General features: G+C 72.9%; 19 protein-coding genes and 1 pseudogene. 8 read left to right on the top strand and 12 right to left on the bottom strand.

Translation table 11 applies throughout. From position 1 onward, the window contains the following. Positions 1 to 2 precede the first annotated feature (2 nt). From RLT58_RS05890 to RLT58_RS05870, 5 genes and pseudogenes are all read left to right on the top strand, one after another. Positions 3 to 3,863: a vWA domain-containing protein gene (locus RLT58_RS05890; protein ID WP_311309321.1), complete on the top strand. Its 3,861-nt coding sequence runs from the start codon at positions 3 to 5 to the stop codon at positions 3,861 to 3,863. Then, positions 3,860 to 5,791 (top strand): hypothetical protein, encoded by a 1,932-nt coding sequence (locus RLT58_RS05885; RefSeq protein WP_311309320.1) that lies wholly within the window; start codon positions 3,860 to 3,862, stop codon positions 5,789 to 5,791. The genes RLT58_RS05890 and RLT58_RS05885 overlap by 4 nt, the downstream gene beginning before the upstream one ends. Positions 5,792 to 5,881: 90 nt before the next feature. Then, positions 5,882 to 6,895 (top strand): LacI family DNA-binding transcriptional regulator, encoded by a 1,014-nt coding sequence (locus RLT58_RS05880; protein WP_311309319.1) that lies wholly within the window; start codon positions 5,882 to 5,884, stop codon positions 6,893 to 6,895. A 32-nt stretch (positions 6,896 to 6,927) separates the two neighbouring features. After that, positions 6,928 to 7,608: pseudogene (locus tag RLT58_RS05875) on the top strand (substrate-binding domain-containing protein); the annotation flags it as partial. Between the two features lie 331 nt (positions 7,609 to 7,939). Further along, positions 7,940 to 9,223: a glycoside hydrolase family 6 protein gene (locus tag RLT58_RS05870; RefSeq protein WP_311309318.1), complete on the top strand. Its 1,284-nt coding sequence runs from the start codon at positions 7,940 to 7,942 to the stop codon at positions 9,221 to 9,223. A gap of 144 nt (positions 9,224 to 9,367) precedes the next feature. Here the strand turns inward: RLT58_RS05870 and RLT58_RS05865 are convergent, their stop codons facing one another. The 3 genes from RLT58_RS05865 to RLT58_RS36075 form a co-directional block, all read right to left on the bottom strand. Then, on the bottom strand, positions 9,368 to 10,096 hold the full coding sequence (locus tag RLT58_RS05865; RefSeq protein WP_311309317.1) for a glycoside hydrolase family 16 protein: 729 nt from the start codon (positions 10,094 to 10,096) through the stop codon (positions 9,368 to 9,370). Positions 10,097 to 10,476: 380 nt separating this feature from the next. Further along, positions 10,477 to 11,418, bottom strand: coding sequence for a phosphotransferase (locus tag RLT58_RS05860; protein ID WP_311309316.1), 942 nt, complete (start codon positions 11,416 to 11,418; stop codon positions 10,477 to 10,479). Between the two features lie 137 nt (positions 11,419 to 11,555). After that, complete coding sequence (locus RLT58_RS36075) at positions 11,556 to 11,633, bottom strand: 50S ribosomal protein L37 (protein ID WP_389253020.1); 78 nt, start codon at positions 11,631 to 11,633, stop codon at positions 11,556 to 11,558. 327 nt (positions 11,634 to 11,960) lie between these two features. Here RLT58_RS36075 and RLT58_RS05855 point away from each other — a divergent pair, with 327 nt between their 5' ends. Next, positions 11,961 to 12,191 carry a hypothetical protein gene (locus RLT58_RS05855; protein ID WP_311309315.1) on the top strand — a complete coding sequence of 77 codons (231 nt, stop codon included), beginning with the start codon at positions 11,961 to 11,963 and terminating at the stop codon, positions 12,189 to 12,191. A 109-nt stretch (positions 12,192 to 12,300) separates the two neighbouring features. Here the strand turns inward: RLT58_RS05855 and RLT58_RS05850 are convergent, their stop codons facing one another. The 8 genes from RLT58_RS05850 to rpmG form a co-directional block, all read right to left on the bottom strand. Then, positions 12,301 to 13,182, bottom strand: coding sequence for a metal ABC transporter permease (locus tag RLT58_RS05850; protein ID WP_311309314.1), 882 nt, complete (start codon positions 13,180 to 13,182; stop codon positions 12,301 to 12,303). Beyond that, a complete protein-coding gene (locus RLT58_RS05845; protein ID WP_311309313.1) occupies positions 13,179 to 14,069 on the bottom strand; it encodes a metal ABC transporter ATP-binding protein in 891 nt (296 codons plus the stop codon). Before RLT58_RS05845 ends, RLT58_RS05850 begins: the two co-directional genes overlap by 4 nt. After that, positions 14,066 to 15,001, bottom strand: coding sequence for a metal ABC transporter solute-binding protein, Zn/Mn family (locus RLT58_RS05840; protein WP_311309312.1), 936 nt, complete (start codon positions 14,999 to 15,001; stop codon positions 14,066 to 14,068). Before RLT58_RS05840 ends, RLT58_RS05845 begins: the two co-directional genes overlap by 4 nt. A 207-nt stretch (positions 15,002 to 15,208) precedes the next feature. Continuing rightward, a complete protein-coding gene (rpmF, locus tag RLT58_RS05835; RefSeq protein ID WP_311309311.1) occupies positions 15,209 to 15,379 on the bottom strand; it encodes a 50S ribosomal protein L32 in 171 nt (56 codons plus the stop codon). Positions 15,380 to 15,429: 50 nt separating this feature from the next. Further along, positions 15,430 to 15,660 (bottom strand): 30S ribosomal protein S18, encoded by a 231-nt coding sequence (gene rpsR / locus RLT58_RS05830; RefSeq protein ID WP_311309310.1) that lies wholly within the window; start codon positions 15,658 to 15,660, stop codon positions 15,430 to 15,432. A 31-nt stretch (positions 15,661 to 15,691) separates the two neighbouring features. Continuing rightward, a complete protein-coding gene (locus RLT58_RS05825) occupies positions 15,692 to 16,843 on the bottom strand; it encodes a GTP-binding protein (protein ID WP_311309309.1) in 1,152 nt (383 codons plus the stop codon). Further along, positions 16,840 to 17,097, bottom strand: a complete 258-nt coding sequence (locus RLT58_RS05820) for a type B 50S ribosomal protein L31 (protein ID WP_311309308.1) — start codon at positions 17,095 to 17,097, stop codon at positions 16,840 to 16,842. Before RLT58_RS05820 ends, RLT58_RS05825 begins: the two co-directional genes overlap by 4 nt. Positions 17,098 to 17,155: 58 nt before the next feature. Further along, the gene (rpmG, locus tag RLT58_RS05815) at positions 17,156 to 17,320 is read right to left on the bottom strand and encodes a 50S ribosomal protein L33 (RefSeq protein ID WP_225011871.1); all 165 of its coding nucleotides are present in this window, start codon (positions 17,318 to 17,320) and stop codon (positions 17,156 to 17,158) included. 66 nt (positions 17,321 to 17,386) lie between these two features. Between rpmG and rpmB the strand changes: the two genes are divergently transcribed. Both rpmB and rpsN read left to right on the top strand, forming a co-directional pair. Then, positions 17,387 to 17,623: a 50S ribosomal protein L28 gene (gene rpmB, locus RLT58_RS05810; RefSeq protein WP_311309307.1), complete on the top strand. Its 237-nt coding sequence runs from the start codon at positions 17,387 to 17,389 to the stop codon at positions 17,621 to 17,623. Next, positions 17,623 to 17,928 (top strand): 30S ribosomal protein S14, encoded by a 306-nt coding sequence (rpsN, locus tag RLT58_RS05805; protein WP_311309306.1) that lies wholly within the window; start codon positions 17,623 to 17,625, stop codon positions 17,926 to 17,928. The genes rpmB and rpsN overlap by 1 nt, the downstream gene beginning before the upstream one ends. Positions 17,929 to 18,087: 159 nt before the next feature. Here rpsN and RLT58_RS05800 read toward each other — a convergent pair whose 3' ends face one another. Beyond that, positions 18,088 to 18,879: a class I SAM-dependent methyltransferase gene (locus tag RLT58_RS05800; protein WP_311309305.1), complete on the bottom strand. Its 792-nt coding sequence runs from the start codon at positions 18,877 to 18,879 to the stop codon at positions 18,088 to 18,090. Between the last annotated feature and the right edge of the window lie 82 nt (positions 18,880 to 18,961).

The following is an 18,961-nucleotide window of genomic DNA, read 5'->3' as shown; positions in this document are numbered from 1 at the left end:
GGATGACCGAGTCGACCCTCCCCCAGACGCGGCCCGCCGCCGAGGTGCCGTCCGCCGCCGGGGCACCGGTCGCTGCCCCGGCACCCGACCCGGCGTCCGGGGCCGCAGCCCCGGACGCCGCGCTGGCGGCCCTCGCGGCGAGCGGACCGGGAGAGCTGTTCCTGATCGGGGTGCGCCACCACGCGCCCTCGCTGGCGGCCGCCCTGCCGGCCCTGCTGGACGCGGCGGCCCCCGACGTCCTCCTCGTGGAACTGCCCGCAGAGTTCCAGCCTTGGCTGGGCTGGCTGGCCCACGAGGAGACCGAGGCCCCGGTGGCGCTGGCCGCCGTGCCCGCCGACGGGGCCGGTCCCGGCTCGGCAGGCGAACGGGGCCCGGCCTTCTACCCGTTCGCGGACTTCTCGCCCGAACTGGTCGCCCTGCGCTGGGCGGCGCGCAACGGCGTCCCGGCCGTGGCCTGCGACCTCCCGCTGGCCGACCGGGCGTGGTCGGGGAACGGCGGTCCGGACACCCCCGCCCCCGGCCCGGGCGCCGACTCCGAACCCACGCCCGGGGAGGGGCTCGGGCTGTCCGACGCGCTCAGGTCCAGGCTCACCGGCCGGGACGGTGACGACCTGTGGGACAGGCTGGTGGAGGCCCTCGCGCCCGGTTCGACACCCGAGGCACTGCGCCGTGCCGCCCTGCTCACCGGCTGGGCGCTGCGCCGGGAGGCCGAGGCGCGGGGAGGGGTGGAGCGTACGGACCTGGCGCGCGAGGCGTGGATGCGCGGCCATGTCGCCGAGGCACTGGCGAGCGGGCGGCGGCCCGCCGTGGTGGTGGGAGCCTTCCACACCCCTGCGCTGCTGCCACGGGACGCCGGGGCCACCGGCGACCCCGCGCCGGAGGCGCCGGGCGCGCCGGAAGCCACCGCCCCCGAGCCGGGCGGGGACCGTCGCGCGAACGGCGGGGGCCGCCACGCCGACGGCCACGCGGTCGGCCGCGCCGACAACAGCCCCGGCACCGACGCATGCACGGTCTCCCTCGTCCCGTACACGTACCCGCTGCTCGACTCGCGGTCCGGCTACCCGGCCGGCATCCGGGACCCGGAGTGGCAGCACATCGTCCTGGACGCCGCCGGGGACCCGGCCGCGCTGCACGAGGCGCTGATCCGCACCGCGGTCCGCGTCTGCGCCGCGCTGCGCGAACAGGGGCACCCCTACGGCCCGGCGGACGGCCGGGAGGTCGTCCGGGTGGCCGCCGACCTGGCCCGTCTGCGCGATCTGCCCGCCCCCGGCCGCGGTGAACTCCTGGAGGCCGTGCAGACGGTGCTGGGGCGCGGCGAGACCTATGGCACGGGCCGCGCCGTCGCCCAGGCCCTCGAACGCGTACTCGTCGGAGCCCGCACCGGACGGCCCGCGCCCGCCGCCCCGCGCAGCGGACTCGGCCCCGCCGTCGAGGCCGAGACCGCGGCGCTCTCCCTCCCCGGTCCCGAGGGCACGCACGAGAAGGCGCCGCGCGATCTCCGGCTCGACCCGGCGCGCTCCGCCCTGGACCGGCGCCGTGAACTGCTGCTGCGCAGGCTGACGGTGTGCGGCATTCCGTACGCGCAGGAGCAAGGGGTGACCGGCGCGGCGGGTACGGAAGGACTCACGACGCGCTGGCAGGTGCGGTGGACCCCGGCGACGGCCGCGATGCTCACCGCGGCCGGGGCCCGTGGTGTGACCCCGGCCCAGGCGGCCGAGGGCGTGCTGCGGCAGCGGCACGCGGCCGAGCGCGCGGAGGGCGGCCCGACGGCCGCCCAGGTCGTCCGCGGCCTCACGGAGGCCGCCGAGTGCGGGCTCCCCACTCTGGCCGACGAACGGCTCACCGAGCTGGCGGCCGTACTTCCCGCGAGCGGCACCCTTCCCGAACTCCTCGCCGGGCTCGACCTGCTGGACCGCATCGACGCCGGCCACCTGCCGGGCCTGACCGCGCCCGCGGACACCTCGCCCGCGGACGCCTTGCCCGCCGACGCCCCGCCCGCAGGCACCTCGGCCCCCGGCACCGCCGCCTCCGCCCGGGCCGCCGACACCGCGCACGCGGCCGAACTCCTGACCTCGGCCGCGGTCCGCCAGGTCGACGGCCTGACCGGCTCCGAGGAGCCCGAGGACGCCCGGGCGCTCCTCGAACTGTCCCAGCGGGCCGACCGGGTGGGCGGCATCCGGCTCACCGCCGCACTCGCCCGGCTGGCCGCCGACGGCACCCCGTTGATCGCCGCGGCCGCCGGAGCGGTCAGAGTGCTCACGGGCCACGAGGAGGCCGAGAGCTTCGGCGGACGGGTCGCCTCCTGGGTGGACGGAGCCGTGGACAGCGCCTCACGGGCCGCGCTCACCGCCCGTCTCACCGGCGTCCTGACGGTGGCGGGCCCGCTCCTGACCGTCGGCGTCGGCGCCCTTGACCCGTTGCTGCGCCGGGTCGTCGAGCTGGACGACACCGCGTTCCTGGCCCGGCTGCCGGCCCTGCGCGGCGGCTTCGACACGCTGAGCCCGGCCGCCCGGGACCGCCTGCTGGACACCGTCGAGGAGCGGCTCGGGACACGGGTGGACGGCCTCGACGCGGACGATCCGGCCGAGCTGGCCCGTCGTACGGCGGCCGACCTCGCCGCCCGCGAGCTCCTGGCCGCCCTCGGCCTGCGCGTCCCGCCGTCCGCGCCCGACGACCGGAATCCTGCGCTGTCCGGCCGCCCCGCCGCGCAGCCCGTCACCGCGCCCTCCACCGAGGCCGCCCCCGCGCGGACCCTGGCACCCGCCGACCGGTGGCGGCTCGTGCTCGGCCGGCGCCCCGACCAGCTGCCGTCCGGCGCCGCCCGGCTGGCGACCGCTCTGGACGAGCTCTACGGCGCCGGACACGGCGAGGGGTCCCGGGGCGGGCTGCCCGGACCCGGTGGCGCAGGGCGCGGCGGTCGGGAACCCTCGTACCCCGGTGTCCGCGAGTGGTCCGAGGAACTGGCCGCGCTGTTCGGCCCGGGAGTCCGCGAGGAGGTCCTCGCCGCCGCAGCCGGAACAGGCAGGCAGGACGTCCTCACCGCACTCGACCCGGCGGCCGCCACCCCCTCCGTGGAACTGCTCCGGACGATCCTCCGGTACGCGGGCGGCCTGCCCGAGGCCCGCCTCGCTGCGCTCCGGCCCCTGGTCCGCCGCCTCGTCGACGAACTCACCCGGCAGCTCGCCACCCGGCTGCGCCCGGCGCTCACCGGCGCCATGTCGGCCCGGCCCACCCGCCGCCCCGGGGGCAGGCTGGACCTGCCGCGCACGCTGCGCGCCAACCTGGCCACCGCCCGGCGGACGGCCGACGGCACGGTCCGGGTGATCCCCGAGAGACCGGTGTTCCGCAGTCGGGTCCGCCGGTCGGCCGACTGGCGCCTGATCCTGGTCACCGACGTCTCCGGATCCATGGAGGCGTCCACGATCTGGTCCGCGCTGACCGCCTCCGTGCTCGCCGGGGTGCCGACCCTGAGCACCCACTTCCTGGCCTTCTCCACGGAGGTCGTCGACCTCACCGGCCATGTGCACGACCCCCTCTCCCTCCTGCTGGAGGTCAGCGTCGGCGGGGGCACGCACATCGCTGCCGGGCTGCGGCACGCCCGCGGCCTGATCGAGGTGCCCAGCCGCACCCTCGTCGTCGTCATCAGCGACTTCGAGGAGGGCGCGCCGCTCGGCGGGCTGCTCGCCGAAGTGCGGGCCCTGGTGAACACCGGCTGCCACGTCCTCGGGTGCGCGAGTCTCGACGACGCCGGCCGGCCGCGCTACTCGACGGGCGTCGCCGGGCAGCTCGTGGCCGCCGGCATGCCCGTGGCGGCCCTCAGCCCACTCGAACTGGCCCGCTGGATAGGGGAGAAGACCGCATGACCGCAGACCGGTTGCCATCCGTCGCACCGGAGGTCACGGCGACGCTCGTGGAGGATCTCTCGCCCCGGCTGCGCAAGCGGCTGGACGCGATGGTCACCAAGCTCGGCGCCCGTCCGACGCACCGCGACGGGGACACGGTGACGATCGAGGTCGACGACGAGACCGCGTTGCGCCTGCACGCCCCGGGGGGCGTGGTGGCGACGGCGGACGCCATCACCTGCGGTTGCCTCCTCGCCCCGGCCTGCGTCCACCGCGCGGCCGCCGCCTGCGCCGCGCCCATGGCGGACGCGGTCCCCGAGCCCGCCGACCAGCCGATCCCGGCTGCCCCGGAACGCGCCCCCGCAACGGCCTCCGCAACCGCAACGGATCCCACCACCGCAACGGACCCCGCACCGGCCCAGGACTCCGCCTCCGCGACGGACCCTGCGCCCCTGGCGACCCCCGCCTCCGCGACGGCCCCCGCCCCCGTAACGAACACCGTGCCCGCCCAGGCCCCCGCCCCCGAGGTGGCGGGTCCGGCTCAGCGGGCCGCGGCCGAGGCGCTGTGGTCGGCGGGCGCCGCCGTGCTGGAGGCCGGCGCCGACGGAGCGGGAGCCGTCACCCAGTCGGTCCTTCTCCGTGCCGCGCACACCGCACGGCTCCGGCACCTGCCGCGCCCGGCGGCCGCCGCGCTGTCCGTCGTCACACTGCTGCGCGCGGCCCGCGCCGGGGACCCGTCCTACCGCACCGCCGACCTCGTCACGGCCCTGGCCGAACTCCTCGGCACCGCGCACCGGGTGGGGACGGCGTCCGGGGCGGAGCTGGCCGCCGTCTGCGGCAGCGCGCGCCGCCCGTACAGCCCGGACGGCTCGCTGCGCCTGTACGGCCTGTTCACCGAGCCCGTGGTCACCGACTCGGGACACGGCGGCGTCCGCACCTGGGTCGCCGGCTCCGACGGCCGTCTCTGCACGGTCGGCGACGTGGCACCCGGTGGTGTCGGGCGCGCCCTGGGCGTGGCCGACCGGGCCGTGCGGCTGGGGGACAGCGCGCTCACCCACCGGGAGCTGGGCAGGGCGGGCCTCGCGGTCTCGGGGGCGACGGTCTCCCCGGACGGCAGGCTGGGCGCCGGCAAGGGCGTCAAGGCCGTGACCGCGCGGGGCGCGGCGTGGACGGAGCCGCCGCTCGCCGCCCTGTGGGAGACGCCGCCGGCCGCACAGGCCGCCCGCGCCCTGCGGTCCGTCGCCCGCTACGCGGACCCGGTCGGCGGCGGTGGCGACCTGCTCTTCCTGGACGTCGAACTCCTCGGAGCCGTACGGGAGTCGGGCGGCACCTGCCTGCTCGCGCTGTGCCGGGGAGGCATCCCCGTACGGCTCGCCGTGGCCGACGACGATCCCGCGCTCGCCCACCGCGACAATCTGATGCTGCTGGCCGCGGCGCCCGGGACACGGCTGAGGATCATCGGCCGCATGGTGCCCGCCCTCCACCCCCGGCTCACCCTCCTCGCCTGCTCGCACCCCACCGGCGAGGGCACGGTCGACCTCGGCTTCGACCGCCTGCGCCGCGCCGACCTCCCGGACGCGACGGCCCCCGTGCACGTCGCCCCGCCGGAGTCCGGAGCATCCGGCGCGCACTCGCCCCTGTATCTCCTGGAGCGCCGGGTCGAACAGGCGGTCACGGCGGGCCGCGCGGCTCTCGGCATGCTCGGTGACGTCACAGCCGAGACCCTTCGCATCCGGCGCGCGGGCCTTCCCACGGCCGCCGGGCTCCTCACCACCCTGTGCGCCTCGGCCGCCCAGCGCGAGCGCGACCTCTTCGGCCGCCTCCTCCCCGCCGACACCGACGGCTTCGCCGCCCACTGGCTCGCCGGCGCCCGTTACACGGCGGCGGTGTCCGAGTCCCTGTGCGCGGCGGCCTGGGAACCGGCAGGGGCTCTGGAGACGGGCACCTGAGCCCATACCCGGAGCCCGTAGCCCCGGAGGTCAGCGAGAGTGGAGAATGGGAGGGCTTCCAAAAATCTTGCTGGGAAGGACCAGGGCCGTATGAATGACGTTCCGCCGCCCCGAAAGATGACGCTCGACCAGGTGGCTGAGCGGGCCGGGGTCTCTCGTTCGGTCGCCTCCCGGGCGCTGAACAACGCACCTCATGTCAGCCGCGCCAAGCGCGACGCCGTCGAGCGGGCCGTGCGTGAACTGGGCTTCGTCGCGAACTCCAAGGCGCGGGCGCTGGCGACCAGCCAGTCCGGGGTGGCCGCGCTCGTCATCTCCCGCCAGGACCCCTCGGTGCTGGCCGATCCGTTCTACGCGCAGGTCATCGTGGGGATCTCGGCCGCGCTGGAGGACGCCGACCTGCATCTGATGCTGTGCCTGGCCGAATCCGACCGGGGCCGGGCGAGGGTGGAGAAGCTGCTCCGCTCCGGCGGTGTGGACGGGGTGATGATGATGGCGCTGCACGAGGACGATCCGCTGGCCGGGCTCGCCGACAAGACGTCGACCCCGGTGGTCTTCGGCGGCCGGCCCGGCGGAACGACACCGCAGTGGTACGTCGACATCGACAACACGGCCGGCGCACGTGCCGCGACCGAGCACCTCCTGTCGAGGGGGCGGCGCGACATCGTGACGATCACCGGCCCCCTGGACACCGAGGTGGGGCATGCCCGGCACCGCGGCTACCAGGAGGCGCTGCTGCTGGCCGGACTGAAGGCCCTGGACCCCGAGACGGGTGATTTCACCGAGGCGAGCGGGGCCGCCGCGATGACCCGTCTGCTGGAGCGCCACCCCGACCTGGACGGTGTGTTCGCCGCCAACGACAACATGGCCGCCGGGGCGCTGCGGGTGCTGCGCGGCGCGGGCCGGTCGGTGCCGCAGGACGTGTCCGTGGTGGGGTTCGACGACCTGGCGATCGCCCAGGTCGCCGAACCCGCGCTGACCACGATCCATCAGCCCATAAGGGATCTCGGCCGGGAGATGGCCCGCATGCTGATCGCTCTGATCGGCGGCAGGAGCCCCAGCCCGATTCTCCTTCCGTCGCACTTGGTGGTGCGCGGGAGCAGCTGAGCGCGCGAGCGGACGCCAGCCCTTGACGGCTCCGCCATCTGACCGCTGGACACGTCGACGGGGTGCTGGCATGTTCCGTCCGCACCGACGACCCGCTGCCGCCCATCATGCGCCGCATCGGGCTGCCCGCGGTCTATTGCGGCAGACCCGACTGGCCGTCGGCACCGCACGAGCGGCCACCCGCGTTCGTGGACGCGGACAACCGGGGCGGGGCGCGTCAGGCCGTGGACCATCTGACGGCATCGGGGCGGCGGCGCGTCGCACACATCGCGGGGCCGCTGGGGCCGGCGGCGGGAGTGGACCGGCTCGCGGGGTACCGCGACGCGTGTGGCTCCACCGACCCGGCGCTCGTCGAGCACGGCGACTTCACCGCCGAGAGCGGCGAACGGGCCATGGCCGCACTGCTGGACCGCCGGCCGGGGATCGATGCCGTGTTCGTGGCCGGGGACCTCATGGCCAAGGGCGCCCTGCGTGCCCTGCGCGAACGGGGACGCCGCGTCCCGGACGACATCGCGGTGATCGGCTTCGACAACCACACCAGCGTGGCCGAGTCGACCGATCCGCCGCTCACGACCGTCCACCAGGACATCGACGGCATGGGACGTGCCATGGCCCGGCTCCTCCTGCGCCGAATCGGCACCCCCGCTCCCGCAGACGGACCACCGGACCATGTCATCGTCCCCACCGCATTGGTCCTGCGCGGTTCCGCCTGAGCGGTGGGGCGGGTACGGCGATGCGCGCGTCCGGCCGCGGGACCGTCTCCGGGGGTCTGCTCACGTGAGCCGTCGCCTCGTCCGCCCTCGCCGACTTCCTTGACACGCTCAACCCTTCGCCCCATCATCGAGCCCACGACTGGAAGCGCTCCCAAAAATTGGCCCGGTCGGGCTCCTCACCGGAAGCCACCGCTGATCGGGGCCCGCACATGCCCCGCTCCGAACCTGCCGCCAGGTCGCCGTGGACGGCACCCTCCCCCCTCTTCCTGGTCCCGCCACGCCGTCCCGCTCCGGGGCGGCGGGCACCACCCCGACAAGGAGAAGCACCTTCATGAGCCGCGTCGCATCCCTCCGCCGCATGGCCGTGCTGGCCTGCGCGGCCGTCACGATGGCGGGCCTGGCACCACAGGCCACCGCCACGCCACGGCCTTCAGGCAGTCACCAACTGCCCCATGACACACGCTTCTACGTCGATCCGGCAGGCAAGGCGGCCAAGCAGGCCGTCGCCGACCTGCGTGCCGGCCGCCTCGCCGACGCGCTGAACATGGCCAAGCTCGCCTCGTGGCCCGAGTCCTTCTGGCTGACCGAGGGCACACCCGACCAGGTGCGTACCAAGGTCGAGGGCATCATGCGCGCGGCAAAGGCGACCCGCACGGTGCCGGTCCTCGTCCTGTACAACGTCCCGGGCCGCGACTGCAGCAATTACTCCAGCGGAGGCGCGGCCGACGCCGCGGCCTACGACGCCTGGGTGAAGGCGGTCGCCCGGGGAATCGGCAGCGGCAAGGCGCTGACGGTCGTCGAGCCCGACGGGCTCGCCCTGCTGCCCCAGGACTGCGGAGCGGACGTCGATCCCGACGGCACCCGGACCGCCGAACGGTTCGCCTCGGTCAAGTCGGCGATCGAGACCCTCGAACAGCAGCCGTCCACCTCGGTCTACGTCGACGGCGGCACCAGCAACTGGCAGCCGCCGGGCGTCATCACCCAGCGCCTGCTGGCGGCGGGCGTGCAGAAGGCGCAGGGCATCGCGCTCAACGTCTCCAACTACCAGCCCACCGACCAGCTCAACCGCTACGCCACCTGGGTCTCGCAGTGCATCCACTACGCCACCCACGGCTCCGGTCCGGTGGAGAGCCGGGCGTCCGAGTGCGCGAGTCAGTACTACTCGGCGTCGGCACCCAACGACGGCGCGCCCGGCAATTCGGTGACGTTCGAGGACCCCGCCACCTGGCACTGGACCGACGCCTGGTACGACAAGAACGTCGGAACCGTCCCGGCCGACCGGCTCACTCACTACGTCCTCGACACCAGTCGCAACGGGCTGGGCGCGTGGACGGCGCCCGACAAGTACACCGACGACGAACACTGGTGCAATGCCCCTGGACGTGGCGTCGGAGTGCACCCCACGGCCGACACCGGCCTGCCGCTGGCGGACGCGTATCTCTACGTCAAGATCATCGGTGAGTCCGACGGGACGTGCCACCGCGGAACCCCGGGACCCGGCGATCCCGAGTACGGCGGCGGCGAGGACCCGCCGGCAGGCGCCTGGTGGCCCGACTTCGCGCACACCCTGGCGCGCAACGCGCGGCCGGGGCTGACCTGGAACCTGCCCCACTGACGACCGCCGGTCACGGAGACCGCGGCGGCCCCGGCCCCCACGGACGCACAGGCGTTCATGGGGGCCGGGGCTCTGTGCCGAGGTTCGCCCCGGGGAGCCCGGTGCCGGCGGGCCGGGCGGCTGCCGGCACCGGGCACCGTTCGGCTAGGGGTAGTACGGCGTGTAGGTGATCGAGGAGACCTTGAGGTACCGGGCCCCGTCCGCGGTCGCCCACGTCGAGTCGTTCGGGTTGCCGGGCCAGTCGCCGCCCACCGCCGTGTTGACGATGAAGCGCATCCCCACGCCCGGTGCGGTGGAGTACCACTTCGTTCCGGTGATGGTCCCGTCCACGGTGAAGTCGATGTGGTCGGGGAACCAGGTGAAGGAGTACGTGTGGTAGGCGTTGGTCCAGCCCGAGGAGTTGGCCTTCGAGAACTGGGTCTGCGCGTTGTTCGGGTCGTGGAAGGTCTGGTAGACGGTGTTCGGGTTCTGGCCCACGATCTCCGCGGCGTCGAACTCCGGCAGCCACGGGTTCAGGTAGGCCGCCCACACGGCGGGGAGCAGGCCCTGCCCGTTCGGCATGTTCGCCGTGAAGCTGTAGGTGCCGTAGCCGTAGAGCGCCTTGGACTCCACGCGGCCCGAGTAGTACTGGCCGTCGCTGCCCTTGTAGGTCTTGATGACGAGCGTGTTGCCCTCGTACCAGACGCAGCTCGGCGTGTAGGTCTCCAGTTCGTTGTTGGCGGTCCACCGCTGGTTGATGGTGTTCCAGGAGTTCACGGTCTGCGGCGCCCCCCAGGACGCCGCGTGCGCCGGACGGGCGGTCAGGGGGATGAACAGGCAGACCGCCAGGAGTGCGATGAGGGCTCGGAAGGATCTTGCGAGGGGGACGGGCACGAGAGCTCCTTTGCTCAGCCGATGAAGACTGGTAGCGCTTCCAGTTCTGTGCGCGGGATCGACGGCGCCAGTGGCCGATCGAGGAGGGCGGCCGCCGATGTCGTTCATCGTGAACATGACACTGTCGTAACGTGCTGTCAATGCTCTCGACTTCATGTGTTGAACAGGAACCCATCACCTTGTGGCTGTTGAGTCGCCCAACTTCGCGTGCTCATTCGGAGCTTGAATCAGTCGTGAGGGGCCGGCTCCCTGCGGGTACGCCCAGGGGGGCGCCGCCGCTGACCTCGCCTAAGCGTCGGTCGCACGAAAAAAATACTGGAAGCGCTACCAGAAAAAGGCGGTATTCAGGTGGAGGCTTGAGTGGTCGTCGTCCCCCGGGTTCAGACGATCGGGCCGGGGCGGCCGGGGGGATGGGGCACGGCGGTCCAGGTCCACGGCCGGGGCCCGTTGAGGCTGCGCAGGCACGCCACGCGGTGGCGCGCCTCGGGGGCCGTGTGCGGATGGTCGACGGCGGTCTGGATCGCGTAGACGGCCATGTGGAGTTCGCGGATGTCGCGCATGACCTCGAATCCGTCGTACGTGCGGACGTCGTAGCCGCCGTACGCGGCGACGAACCGTTCGTACTCGGCCGGCGGAATGGTGGCGGTGGTGGAGACCTTCACGGCGGTCGAGGTCAGGTCCCACTCGGGCGGCCCGACGGCGGCGGAGTCGAGGTCGAGGAGGAACGCCCGCCCATCGGCGGTGCGGGCCACGTTCCCGGCCCAGGCGTCCCCATGGAGCGGGGCGGGGGAGAGGCCGGCGGCGAGAATGCGCCAGGCGTCGGCGAGGTCATCGGCACGGTCGGCGAGCCGGCCCATGTCGGCGTGGTCGATGACGGAGCTGTGTCGGACGGCTTCGATACGGGCGCGGGCCCTGCCGGCGGGGTCGGCCAGGGGCGGGAGGTGGTCGGGAAGCGGAAGCCGGTGGAGCAGGCGCAGGAGGCCGGCGACGTCTTCGTGACGGCCCGGGGTGTGGTCCGGCAGCCTCCGCCAGAACGTGGCGGCCCGTTCCCCGGGCAGCTCCACGACTCCGGGCAGCGCCGGGCGGACGGCGGGAACGCCGTGGTCGGCGAGCCACTGGGCGGTGCGAAGTTCCGTGTGGGCGGCGGCCCTGCGGCCGGGGCGGGTGAGGCGCACGACGACCTCGCCGGATATCGCCCAGATGGCGTGGTCGGCGATCCTGACCGGCTCGGCGCCTTCCGGGTCCAGCCCGGCGGCGTGGCAGGCGGCGACGACGAACGGCCAAGTGGCGCGTGCCGCCTCGTCGTTGATGGTCCCTGTCATGGACTCCCCCTGCCGGCGGTGCGGGGGAAGAGTTCTACCAGCCCGGTGCCGGCCCGGCCAGAGGGGCCATGGGTGGAAACGGGTCCGGACACACGTCGGGGGCGGCATGGGCCGCCCCCGACGTGTGTCCGGACCCCTCAGCACTGGGGGCGGCTGCCGTGGTTCGCGCCGTTCTTGCGGCGGGCCTTCTTCTTACGACGTCGCTTCGAGGACATCGAACCCTCCTTGCTCTGCTCTTTTACCTAGTATCCACCGGATTGTCGCCTGCGGCGATCACAGTGCTCCCTACCCACCGGCCCGGCGCCAAACACCCGGGACAGATGCATATGGGTGGTCTGTGTCACGGCGGCCGACAGCGGTCGAGCCGGGCCGGAACGATCATGCGACGAACCCTGTGACAAGGTCTTTGCTTGATCCTTGTGATGGAAGTTTGCGTTCCGCCCGGCAGATCAACCAAGCTCCCGCTGCGTTACTTCGGAGGTTCCTGAGGCTCCTGAGGTTTCGAGGTGCCGGACGGGCCACGGTCAACGAGGGAGATTGTGATGCGTAAGCGTTCGGCAGTTCTGACCCTGGGTGCCGCCCTGCTCGCGGCCACCGCCGTCAGCGCCCCCGCCCAGGCGGCCCCGACGGCGTCGTGGCTTCTGGTGAAGACCTACGCCACCAAGTCCGCCTGTGTGGACGGCGGACAGCAGTACCAGCGCGAGGGCTTCAACGAGTACAAGTGCGAGTACGTCTCCACCGCCAAGACGAAGTACTGGCTCTACATCCGCTAGAGCACGTCCGGTCCGTGTGCCCAGGCGGCCCCGGCCGCCTGCCGCTCCCTGGACCGGCCCCGACCCGCCGGAGGGGGAGAACCGCTCTCTCCCTCCGGCGCGCCCCGCCTCAGACGGGCTGCGGAGCCACCCTGCGGTTGCCCCACCGACGGGCGCGGTGGGTGTCGGCGACGCGGCAGACCACGTAGATGCCGAACGAGAGGGTGGTGACGTAGGGGCTGATGGGGACGGAACTGCCCAGCGCCAGCAGAATGCCCCCCTCGATCGAGGCCACGGCGAAGACCACGCTCAGCAGCGGAAGCAGCAGGGGCGAGGCGGTGACCCGGGACGCGGCGGCGGCCGGGGTGACGATCAGCGTCAGGACCAGCAGGGCGCCCACGACCTGCACGGAGAGGGCCACGGCGAGCCCGAGAACGAGCATGAAGGCGAACGAGAGACCGCGCACCGGCACCCCTCGCGCCGCGGCCACGTCGGGGTCGGCACTGGCGAAGGCCAGCGGACGCCACATCGTCGCGAGGGCGACGAGCACCACCGCGGAGGTTCCGAGCAGCCAGGCCGTCTGCGGGGCGTCCACGGCCACGATCTGGCCGGTCAGCAGACCGAACTTGTTCGCCGCCCGCCCCTTGTAGAGGGCGAGGAACAGGACGCCCAGGCCCAGGCCGAACGGCATCAGGATGCCGATGGCCGAGTTGCGGTCGCGTGCCCGCGTGCCCAGCACCGCGATCACCGCCGCCGCGAGCAGGGACCCCACGATGGAGCCGATGACGATGTTCGTCCCCAGCAGCAGCGCGGCCGATGCCCCGGCGAAGGAGAGTTCGCTGATGCCGTGGACCGCGAAGGGCAGGTCGTGCATGATGACGAAGACCCCGGCCAGGCCGCCGATCAGGCCCAGCGCCGCACCGGCGACGAGGGAGTTGCGGACCAGGACGAGGAGTTCGCCGTAGTTGTCGAAGCTGAAGATCTGCTGCCAGATCCCGTCGGCGAGTGTCATGGACGCACTCCTTTCCTCGCGTCGGCGTGATGGGGCGGGGCGGCCGGACCGTCGGGTGTGCCGACGACCACGACGCGCCCGCGTATCCGGACGACGTCGACCTGGGTCCGGTACAGCCGTGACAGGGACGCGGAGGTCAGCACCTCGTCGGGTGTGCCGACGCGGTGGCCGCCCGGGGCGAGATAGAGGACGCGGTCGACGAGGTCGAGCACGGGGTTGATCTCGTGGGTGACGAGGACGACCGCCGTGTCGTGGGAGCGGCGGCGGGCGTCGATCAGTTCGGTGATCGCCCGCTGGTGGTGCAGGTCGAGCGAGGCCAGCGGTTCGTCGCAGAGCAGAATGCCGGGGTCGGTGGCCAACGCCTGCCCTATGCGTACGCGTTGCCGCTCGCCACCGGACAGCATGCCGAGGGGGACATCGGCGTAGGCCGAGGCGCCCACCGCCTCCAGCATCTCGTCCACCCGGCGGCGGACGGCGGCCCGGCGCAGCCCGGGCCCGAACCGGTGCCCGTCGATGCCGAAGCGGATCAGGTCACGGGCGCGCAGGAGCGCCTGGGCGGACAGTTCGGCCTGCTGGGGGATGTAGCCGATGCGCCGGGCGGCCTCGCGCGGGGGCCGGCCGAGAAGCGTCAGCGTTCCGGCGGACAGGGGCTGCCGGTTCAGCAGGGCCCGTACGAGGCTGCTCTTGCCGGAGCCGTTCGGCCCGAGTACGGCCAGGAACTCGCCCGGCCGTACGTCGAGGTCGAGGTCCTGCCACACGGTGCGCTCACCGTAGGAGAGGGCGCCACCCCGCAGGCTGATCACCGGGGCGCCGCCGGCCGCCGGATGACCGGTGCCGCCCCGGCGGGCCCGGGGGAGTGAGGCGGACGCCCTGTCGTGCGGTGTCATTTGCCCAGCGCGGCCGCGAGCGCGTCCACATTGGCCGTCATCCAGCCGAGGTAGTCCTTGCCCTTGGGCAGGGTCTCGGTGACAGGGACGACGGGGACGTCCGCCGCCGCGGCTGCGGCCTTGACCTTCTCGGTCTGCGCCCCGGAGGTCTGGGCGTTGTAGACGAGCGCCTTGACCCGCTTGTCGCTGTACAGCTTCAGGGTTTCCCGCAGGATCTTGGGGGAGACGTCGTCGCCCTCCTCGATGGCCTCGCTGAACGCGTCGGGCATCTTGTTGACCAGTCCGCTCGCCTCGGTCAGGTACAGCGGTACGGGCTCGGTGATGCCGATCCCCTCGCCGCTGTGCGCCTTCCTGATGTCCGCTTCCTTCGCCTCCAGGCCGGCGAGCCCGTCCTTGAAGGTCTCGGCGTTCTTGGTGAAGGTGGCGGCGTCCGCGGGGGCGGCCTTGCCGAGAGCGGCGGCGATCCGGTCGGCGACCTTGGAAACGGTGGGGAAGTCGTACCAGACGTGCTCGTTGAGCTCACCGCCCTTCGGGGCGGCCTTGCCGGACACCTCCACCGCGTTGATCAGCTCTGCGGAGGAGTTGCCGCTGCTCTTCAGCATGCGGTCGATGAAGTCGTCGTAACCGCCGCCGTTCTCGATGACGAGCTTCGCCTTGGAAAGGGCCAACTGATTCTGGCTGCTGGCCTCGAAGGAGTGCGGGTCCTGGTCGGGGTCGCTGATGATCGACGTGACATCGACTCTGTCGCCGCCTATCCGCTCGGCGATGTCGCCGTAGACGTTGGTGGAGGCCACCACGTCGACCTTCGGCGTGGGAGTGGCCCCCTGCGATGCGCCGTTGCCGGAGTCGGACGACGAGGTACCGCAGCCCGCCAGGAGAGCCAGAGAAGCGCCGGTGATCAGCGCGAGGCGCCGGGACGGGGATATGGGCATGGGAGTCCTCCAGGACGGAAAGGGGCGTGGGGTATCTGCCCCACACGCTAATTGAAAATGAATGTCACCACCATGGCGTCTTGGTGGTCATGGAAATCGTTGCCAAGTCTTGACGTCCGTCCACGCCGGGACGTCGGTGGGGTGAGGGCGGCGCGAGCGCGTGGGGCCGCAACGGGCAGGCCGTGGCGCGTCGCGCGGCATGCCGGGTCAGTCCTTCGGCCGGAGCAGGCCGCGCTCGTACGCCTTCCTCAGGTGCTGAGGCACCAGGTAGGTCTGTCCGTCGACGGTGAAGGGGACGAGCGTCGGGGTGCTCGCCCTCCAATGGGCGCGGCGGTGGCGGGTGTTGCTCCGGGACATCTTGCGTTTGGGGACGGCCATGGCGGAGTTTCCCTTTCGTGGGAGGGGCGGAGAGGGTGGGAGCGCCGGTCTCAGCGGCTGGAACAGGGGAGCAGGGCCATCTCGCGGGCGTTCTTGATGGCTGTGGCGATACGGCGCTGCTGCTGCGGGCTGATCCGGGTGACGCGAGGGCTGCGGATCTTGCCGCGGTCGGAGAGGAACTTCCGCAGCAGATCGGTGTCCTTGTAGTCGATGTACGTGATGCCGGCCGCGTCGAGCGGGTTCGGCCGGTCCTTGCGCGCGGACTTGGCGGGGCGGGGCATGGAAGCTTCCTCGGTGGGGTGAAGGGGAGGTTCAGGCGACGGGGTCGAGCAGTTCGTCGAATCCGGTGGGCCGCGACCAGGCGCCGGGTCCGCAGGCCCACTCGTCGTCGGTGAGCAGGCATGAGTCGAGCAGCGCGAGCAGCCCGGCCCGGTCGAGGCCGGGGGAGGTGAAGACGAGGTGCTGGCAGCGGTCGCCGTGCTCGGGGTGCCAGTCGACAGTGGCTGCGGTGCGTCGCTCGGGCGGCATCATCTCCCAGGCCGCGTCCGGCAGTGCGGCCATCCAGGGGCCGGCGCTCTCCACGCACAGCGCACCGCCGGCGGCGTCCCAGGCGAGCAGATGGTCCGGCCGGTCCGCCAGCCAGAACCTGCCCCGGCTGCGGGCCGCCGCGCAGCACAGGTCCTCGAGCGCGTCGTAGAGGCGGCCGGCGTGGAAGGGGCGGCGGCGCCGCCAGACGAGCGTGCTGATGCCGTGTTCGTCGCAGTCGTGGGGCAGGCGTGCGCAGGCCGGGTGCTGTGCGGCCGCCGCGGCGTCCACGTCGAAGCCGGCGACCGCGGCGGCCCCCAACCGGCCGGAAGCGATCTCCACGTGTTGTGCGGTGGGGTGCAACTGCCGCAGGAGGGCCAGGTCGTCGGGTCCGGCGGTGGCGCTGTCGGCGACGGCGAGCACGGGCGCGTACTCCAACTGCCGTGCGAAGGCGTCGCCCACGGTGCGCCGGTCCGTGGCGGCCGCGGCGAGTCCCGCCTCTGCGAGGTCGTCGCCGTTGGAGAGGCACGCCAGGGCGAGGGCGGGGTCGACGGCGGTCAGTACGTTGGTCAGCCGGAAGGTCCCGCCGCCGTGGGCGGCTGTCACCTCGGCCATGCCGCGGGGTTCCACCGAGTCCCACAGCTCCACCACGGCCAGCCGGGTGAGGCCGCTGTCCGCCAGCCGTTCCAGTTCGGGAACGAGGTCCACGCGCAGGGCGCAGCACGCGCAGTCGTTGACCAGCGGTATCTCGCCCCGGCCCGACTCGCCCGTGGAGTCGCGGACACTCCGGCGCACGGCACCCGCCGGGCTGGCGGACAGATCGTGGTGCAGTGCGACGCTGCCGGGCACCTCGCGCAGCAACTGCTCGACCGCGGCACGGCGGGCTTCGGCGTGGAGTCCCGCGACGATCACCACGGGCATCGGCTCGTCGAGCGTCATCGGCGGCCTTCCTCCCGTCCGTAGCGGCGCTCGAAGCGCTCGACGCGGCCGGCGGTGTCCAGTACGCGGGCGGTGCCGGTGTAGAAGGGGTGGCTGGCCGACGAGATCTCGACGTCGACGACGGGGTAGGTCCGGCCGTCCTCCCATTCGACGGTCTTGTCGCTGGTCATCGTGGACCGGGTGAGGATGGCGAAGTCACCGGCCTTGTCGCGGAAGACGACCGGGCGGTAGGCGGGGTGGATTCCGGGCTTCATGGCTGTTCTCTCGATCGGGTGCCGACGGGCGGGCAGAAGTGGGTGGAGCCGGAGCGGGTCAGCGTTCCTCGCGGAACTCGACGTGGCGCCGGGCGACGGGGTCGAACTTGCGCAGGACCAGCCGGTCCGGGTCGTTCCGGCGGTTCTTGCGGGTCACGTACGTGTAGCCGGTACCGGCGGTGGAGCGGAGCTTGATGATCGGGCGTACCTCGTTGCGGGCCATGACGGGTAGCATACGACAATGATTGTCATTACCGATAACTCGGTGAAGAGAGAGGCAGGAACCTTCATGTCCGCCCGCTGCCAGCTGACCGGCGCCCAGCCGGTCTTCGGCAAGAAGATCTCCCACTCGCACCGGCGAACCTCGCGCCGGTTCGACCCCAACATCCAGAGCAAGCGCTACTGGCTGCCCGGCGAGGGCCGGAACATCCGGCTGAGGCTGAGCGCGCGTGCCATCAAGACCGTGGACGCCATCGGCATCGAAGCCGCCGTCGCCCGGATCCGGGCCCGAGGGGAGCGCGTCTGATGGCAAAGAGGAGCAAGATCGCGAAGAACGACAAGAGGAAGCGGATCGTGGCTCGCTACGCGCAACGGCGCGCCGAACTCAAGGCCGTTCTGTCGTCCCCGCACTTCACGGCGGACGAGAAGGCCGCCGCCCAGGCGGAACTCCGGCGCCAGCCCCGGGATGCGAGTGCGACCCGGGTGCGCAACCGCGACAGCGTCGACGGCCGTCCGCGCGGCCACCTGCGCAAGTTCGGGCTCTCCCGCGTCAATCTGCGTACCCAGGCCCACGCCGGACATCTGCCAGGGGTGACGAAGTCCTCCTGGTAGTCCTCCGCTATCTGAAACACCCCTGACCGGGGAGGCTTTGGCTGCCTTCGTGCCCAGCCAGACGGAGGCCCTCGCGGGGCGGTCAGGTGTACGTCGAGGTGCGTACATCTGACCGCATCCGCTCGGCGGGCGGCCGTCCCGGCCGGCCCCGCGGCTGGGTCAGGCAGGCTTGACCGCCCGCGTCGCGAAGTAGTGCGACATGTACTGAGCGGACGCGTTGGACTGGTGCGGCCCCTCCGTGAACGCGGTGAGGACGAACCCTGCGGCGAGTTGCCCGCCGATCTGGGCGGAGAGGGTGTGGCTGTACTCAAGAGGGGCGTCCGCGCCGAACTTCGTGGCGCGTTCCTCGGCGGAGTACTGCGCGACATCGCTGTAGGGCAGCTTGTGCACGACGATCATCTCGCCGCGCTCGTCGAGCGCCTCGTGGTCGAACAAGTACGCGTCAGGGTTGAGGAATCCCGCGAGCAGGGCGCCGCCCGGTCGCAGCACGCGGAAGCACTCGCGCCACACCGGCGCCAGGTCCGGTACGAAGAGGTTGGAGACCGGATGGAACACGACGTCGAACGCCGCGTCGCCGAAGGCGCCGAGGTCGCGCATGTCGCCAAGCACGGTGCGCAGGCCGAGTCCGTCGCGCGACGCCACCATCTGGTCCTGGCCGAGCTGGCGGGGTGAGTTGTCGAAGACGGTGACCCGCGCCCCGGCGGCGGCGAGGATCGGACCCTGCTGGCCCCCGCCGGAGGCCAGACACAGCACGTCCTTGCCGGTCAGGTCCGCCGGCAGCCAGGAACGGTCGACCGGCTCATGCCCGATGAGGACGATCGACCAGTCGCCGCTGCGGGCGCGCCCGACATCCTCGGGGGTCACCGGCCTCGACCACTCGTTGCCCTCCTGGACATATTTGTCCCAGGCCGCCCGATTGTGGGCGGCGGGGTCGACAATCATGTCCTTCACGTCCAGCTCCCTGCTGCGGCCACGCGGACACCTGCGGCACTGACAGGTCCGTGCCGCCAGCCAACACGATGGCGGGGTGCGG

The organism is Streptomyces sp. ITFR-16 (assembly GCF_031844705.1).
Classification (GTDB): domain Bacteria; phylum Actinomycetota; class Actinomycetes; order Streptomycetales; family Streptomycetaceae; genus Streptomyces.
This window is presented reverse-complemented; position numbering and strand designations above follow the sequence as displayed.

What these genes read in the sequence shown, in the direction of transcription:
- RLT58_RS05880 (WP_311309319.1), top strand. Translation starts at nt 5,882, where the DNA reads ATGAATGACGTTCCGCCGCCCCGAAAGATGACGCTCGACCAGGTGGCT.
- RLT58_RS05890 (WP_311309321.1), top strand. Translation starts at nt 3, where the DNA reads ATGACCGAGTCGACCCTCCCCCAGACGCGGCCCGCCGCCGAGGTGCCG.
- RLT58_RS05840 (WP_311309312.1), bottom strand. Translation starts at nt 15,001, where the DNA reads ATGCCCATATCCCCGTCCCGGCGCCTCGCGCTGATCACCGGCGCTTCT.
- RLT58_RS05825 (WP_311309309.1), bottom strand. Translation starts at nt 16,843, where the DNA reads ATGACGCTCGACGAGCCGATGCCCGTGGTGATCGTCGCGGGACTCCAC.
- rpmG (WP_225011871.1), bottom strand. Translation starts at nt 17,320, where the DNA reads ATGGCCCGCAACGAGGTACGCCCGATCATCAAGCTCCGCTCCACCGCC.
- rpsN (WP_311309306.1), top strand. Translation starts at nt 17,623, where the DNA reads ATGGCAAAGAGGAGCAAGATCGCGAAGAACGACAAGAGGAAGCGGATC.
- RLT58_RS05885 (WP_311309320.1), top strand. Translation starts at nt 3,860, where the DNA reads ATGACCGCAGACCGGTTGCCATCCGTCGCACCGGAGGTCACGGCGACG.
- RLT58_RS05855 (WP_311309315.1), top strand. Translation starts at nt 11,961, where the DNA reads ATGCGTAAGCGTTCGGCAGTTCTGACCCTGGGTGCCGCCCTGCTCGCG.
- rpmF (WP_311309311.1), bottom strand. Translation starts at nt 15,379, where the DNA reads ATGGCCGTCCCCAAACGCAAGATGTCCCGGAGCAACACCCGCCACCGC.
- rpsR (WP_311309310.1), bottom strand. Translation starts at nt 15,660, where the DNA reads ATGCCCCGCCCCGCCAAGTCCGCGCGCAAGGACCGGCCGAACCCGCTC.
- RLT58_RS05845 (WP_311309313.1), bottom strand. Translation starts at nt 14,069, where the DNA reads ATGACACCGCACGACAGGGCGTCCGCCTCACTCCCCCGGGCCCGCCGG.
- RLT58_RS05870 (WP_311309318.1), top strand. Translation starts at nt 7,940, where the DNA reads ATGAGCCGCGTCGCATCCCTCCGCCGCATGGCCGTGCTGGCCTGCGCG.
- RLT58_RS05860 (WP_311309316.1), bottom strand. Translation starts at nt 11,418, where the DNA reads ATGACAGGGACCATCAACGACGAGGCGGCACGCGCCACTTGGCCGTTC.
- RLT58_RS05820 (WP_311309308.1), bottom strand. Translation starts at nt 17,097, where the DNA reads ATGAAGCCCGGAATCCACCCCGCCTACCGCCCGGTCGTCTTCCGCGAC.
- RLT58_RS36075 (WP_389253020.1), bottom strand. Translation starts at nt 11,633, where the DNA reads ATGTCCTCGAAGCGACGTCGTAAGAAGAAGGCCCGCCGCAAGAACGGC.
- rpmB (WP_311309307.1), top strand. Translation starts at nt 17,387, where the DNA reads ATGTCCGCCCGCTGCCAGCTGACCGGCGCCCAGCCGGTCTTCGGCAAG.
- RLT58_RS05850 (WP_311309314.1), bottom strand. Translation starts at nt 13,182, where the DNA reads ATGACACTCGCCGACGGGATCTGGCAGCAGATCTTCAGCTTCGACAAC.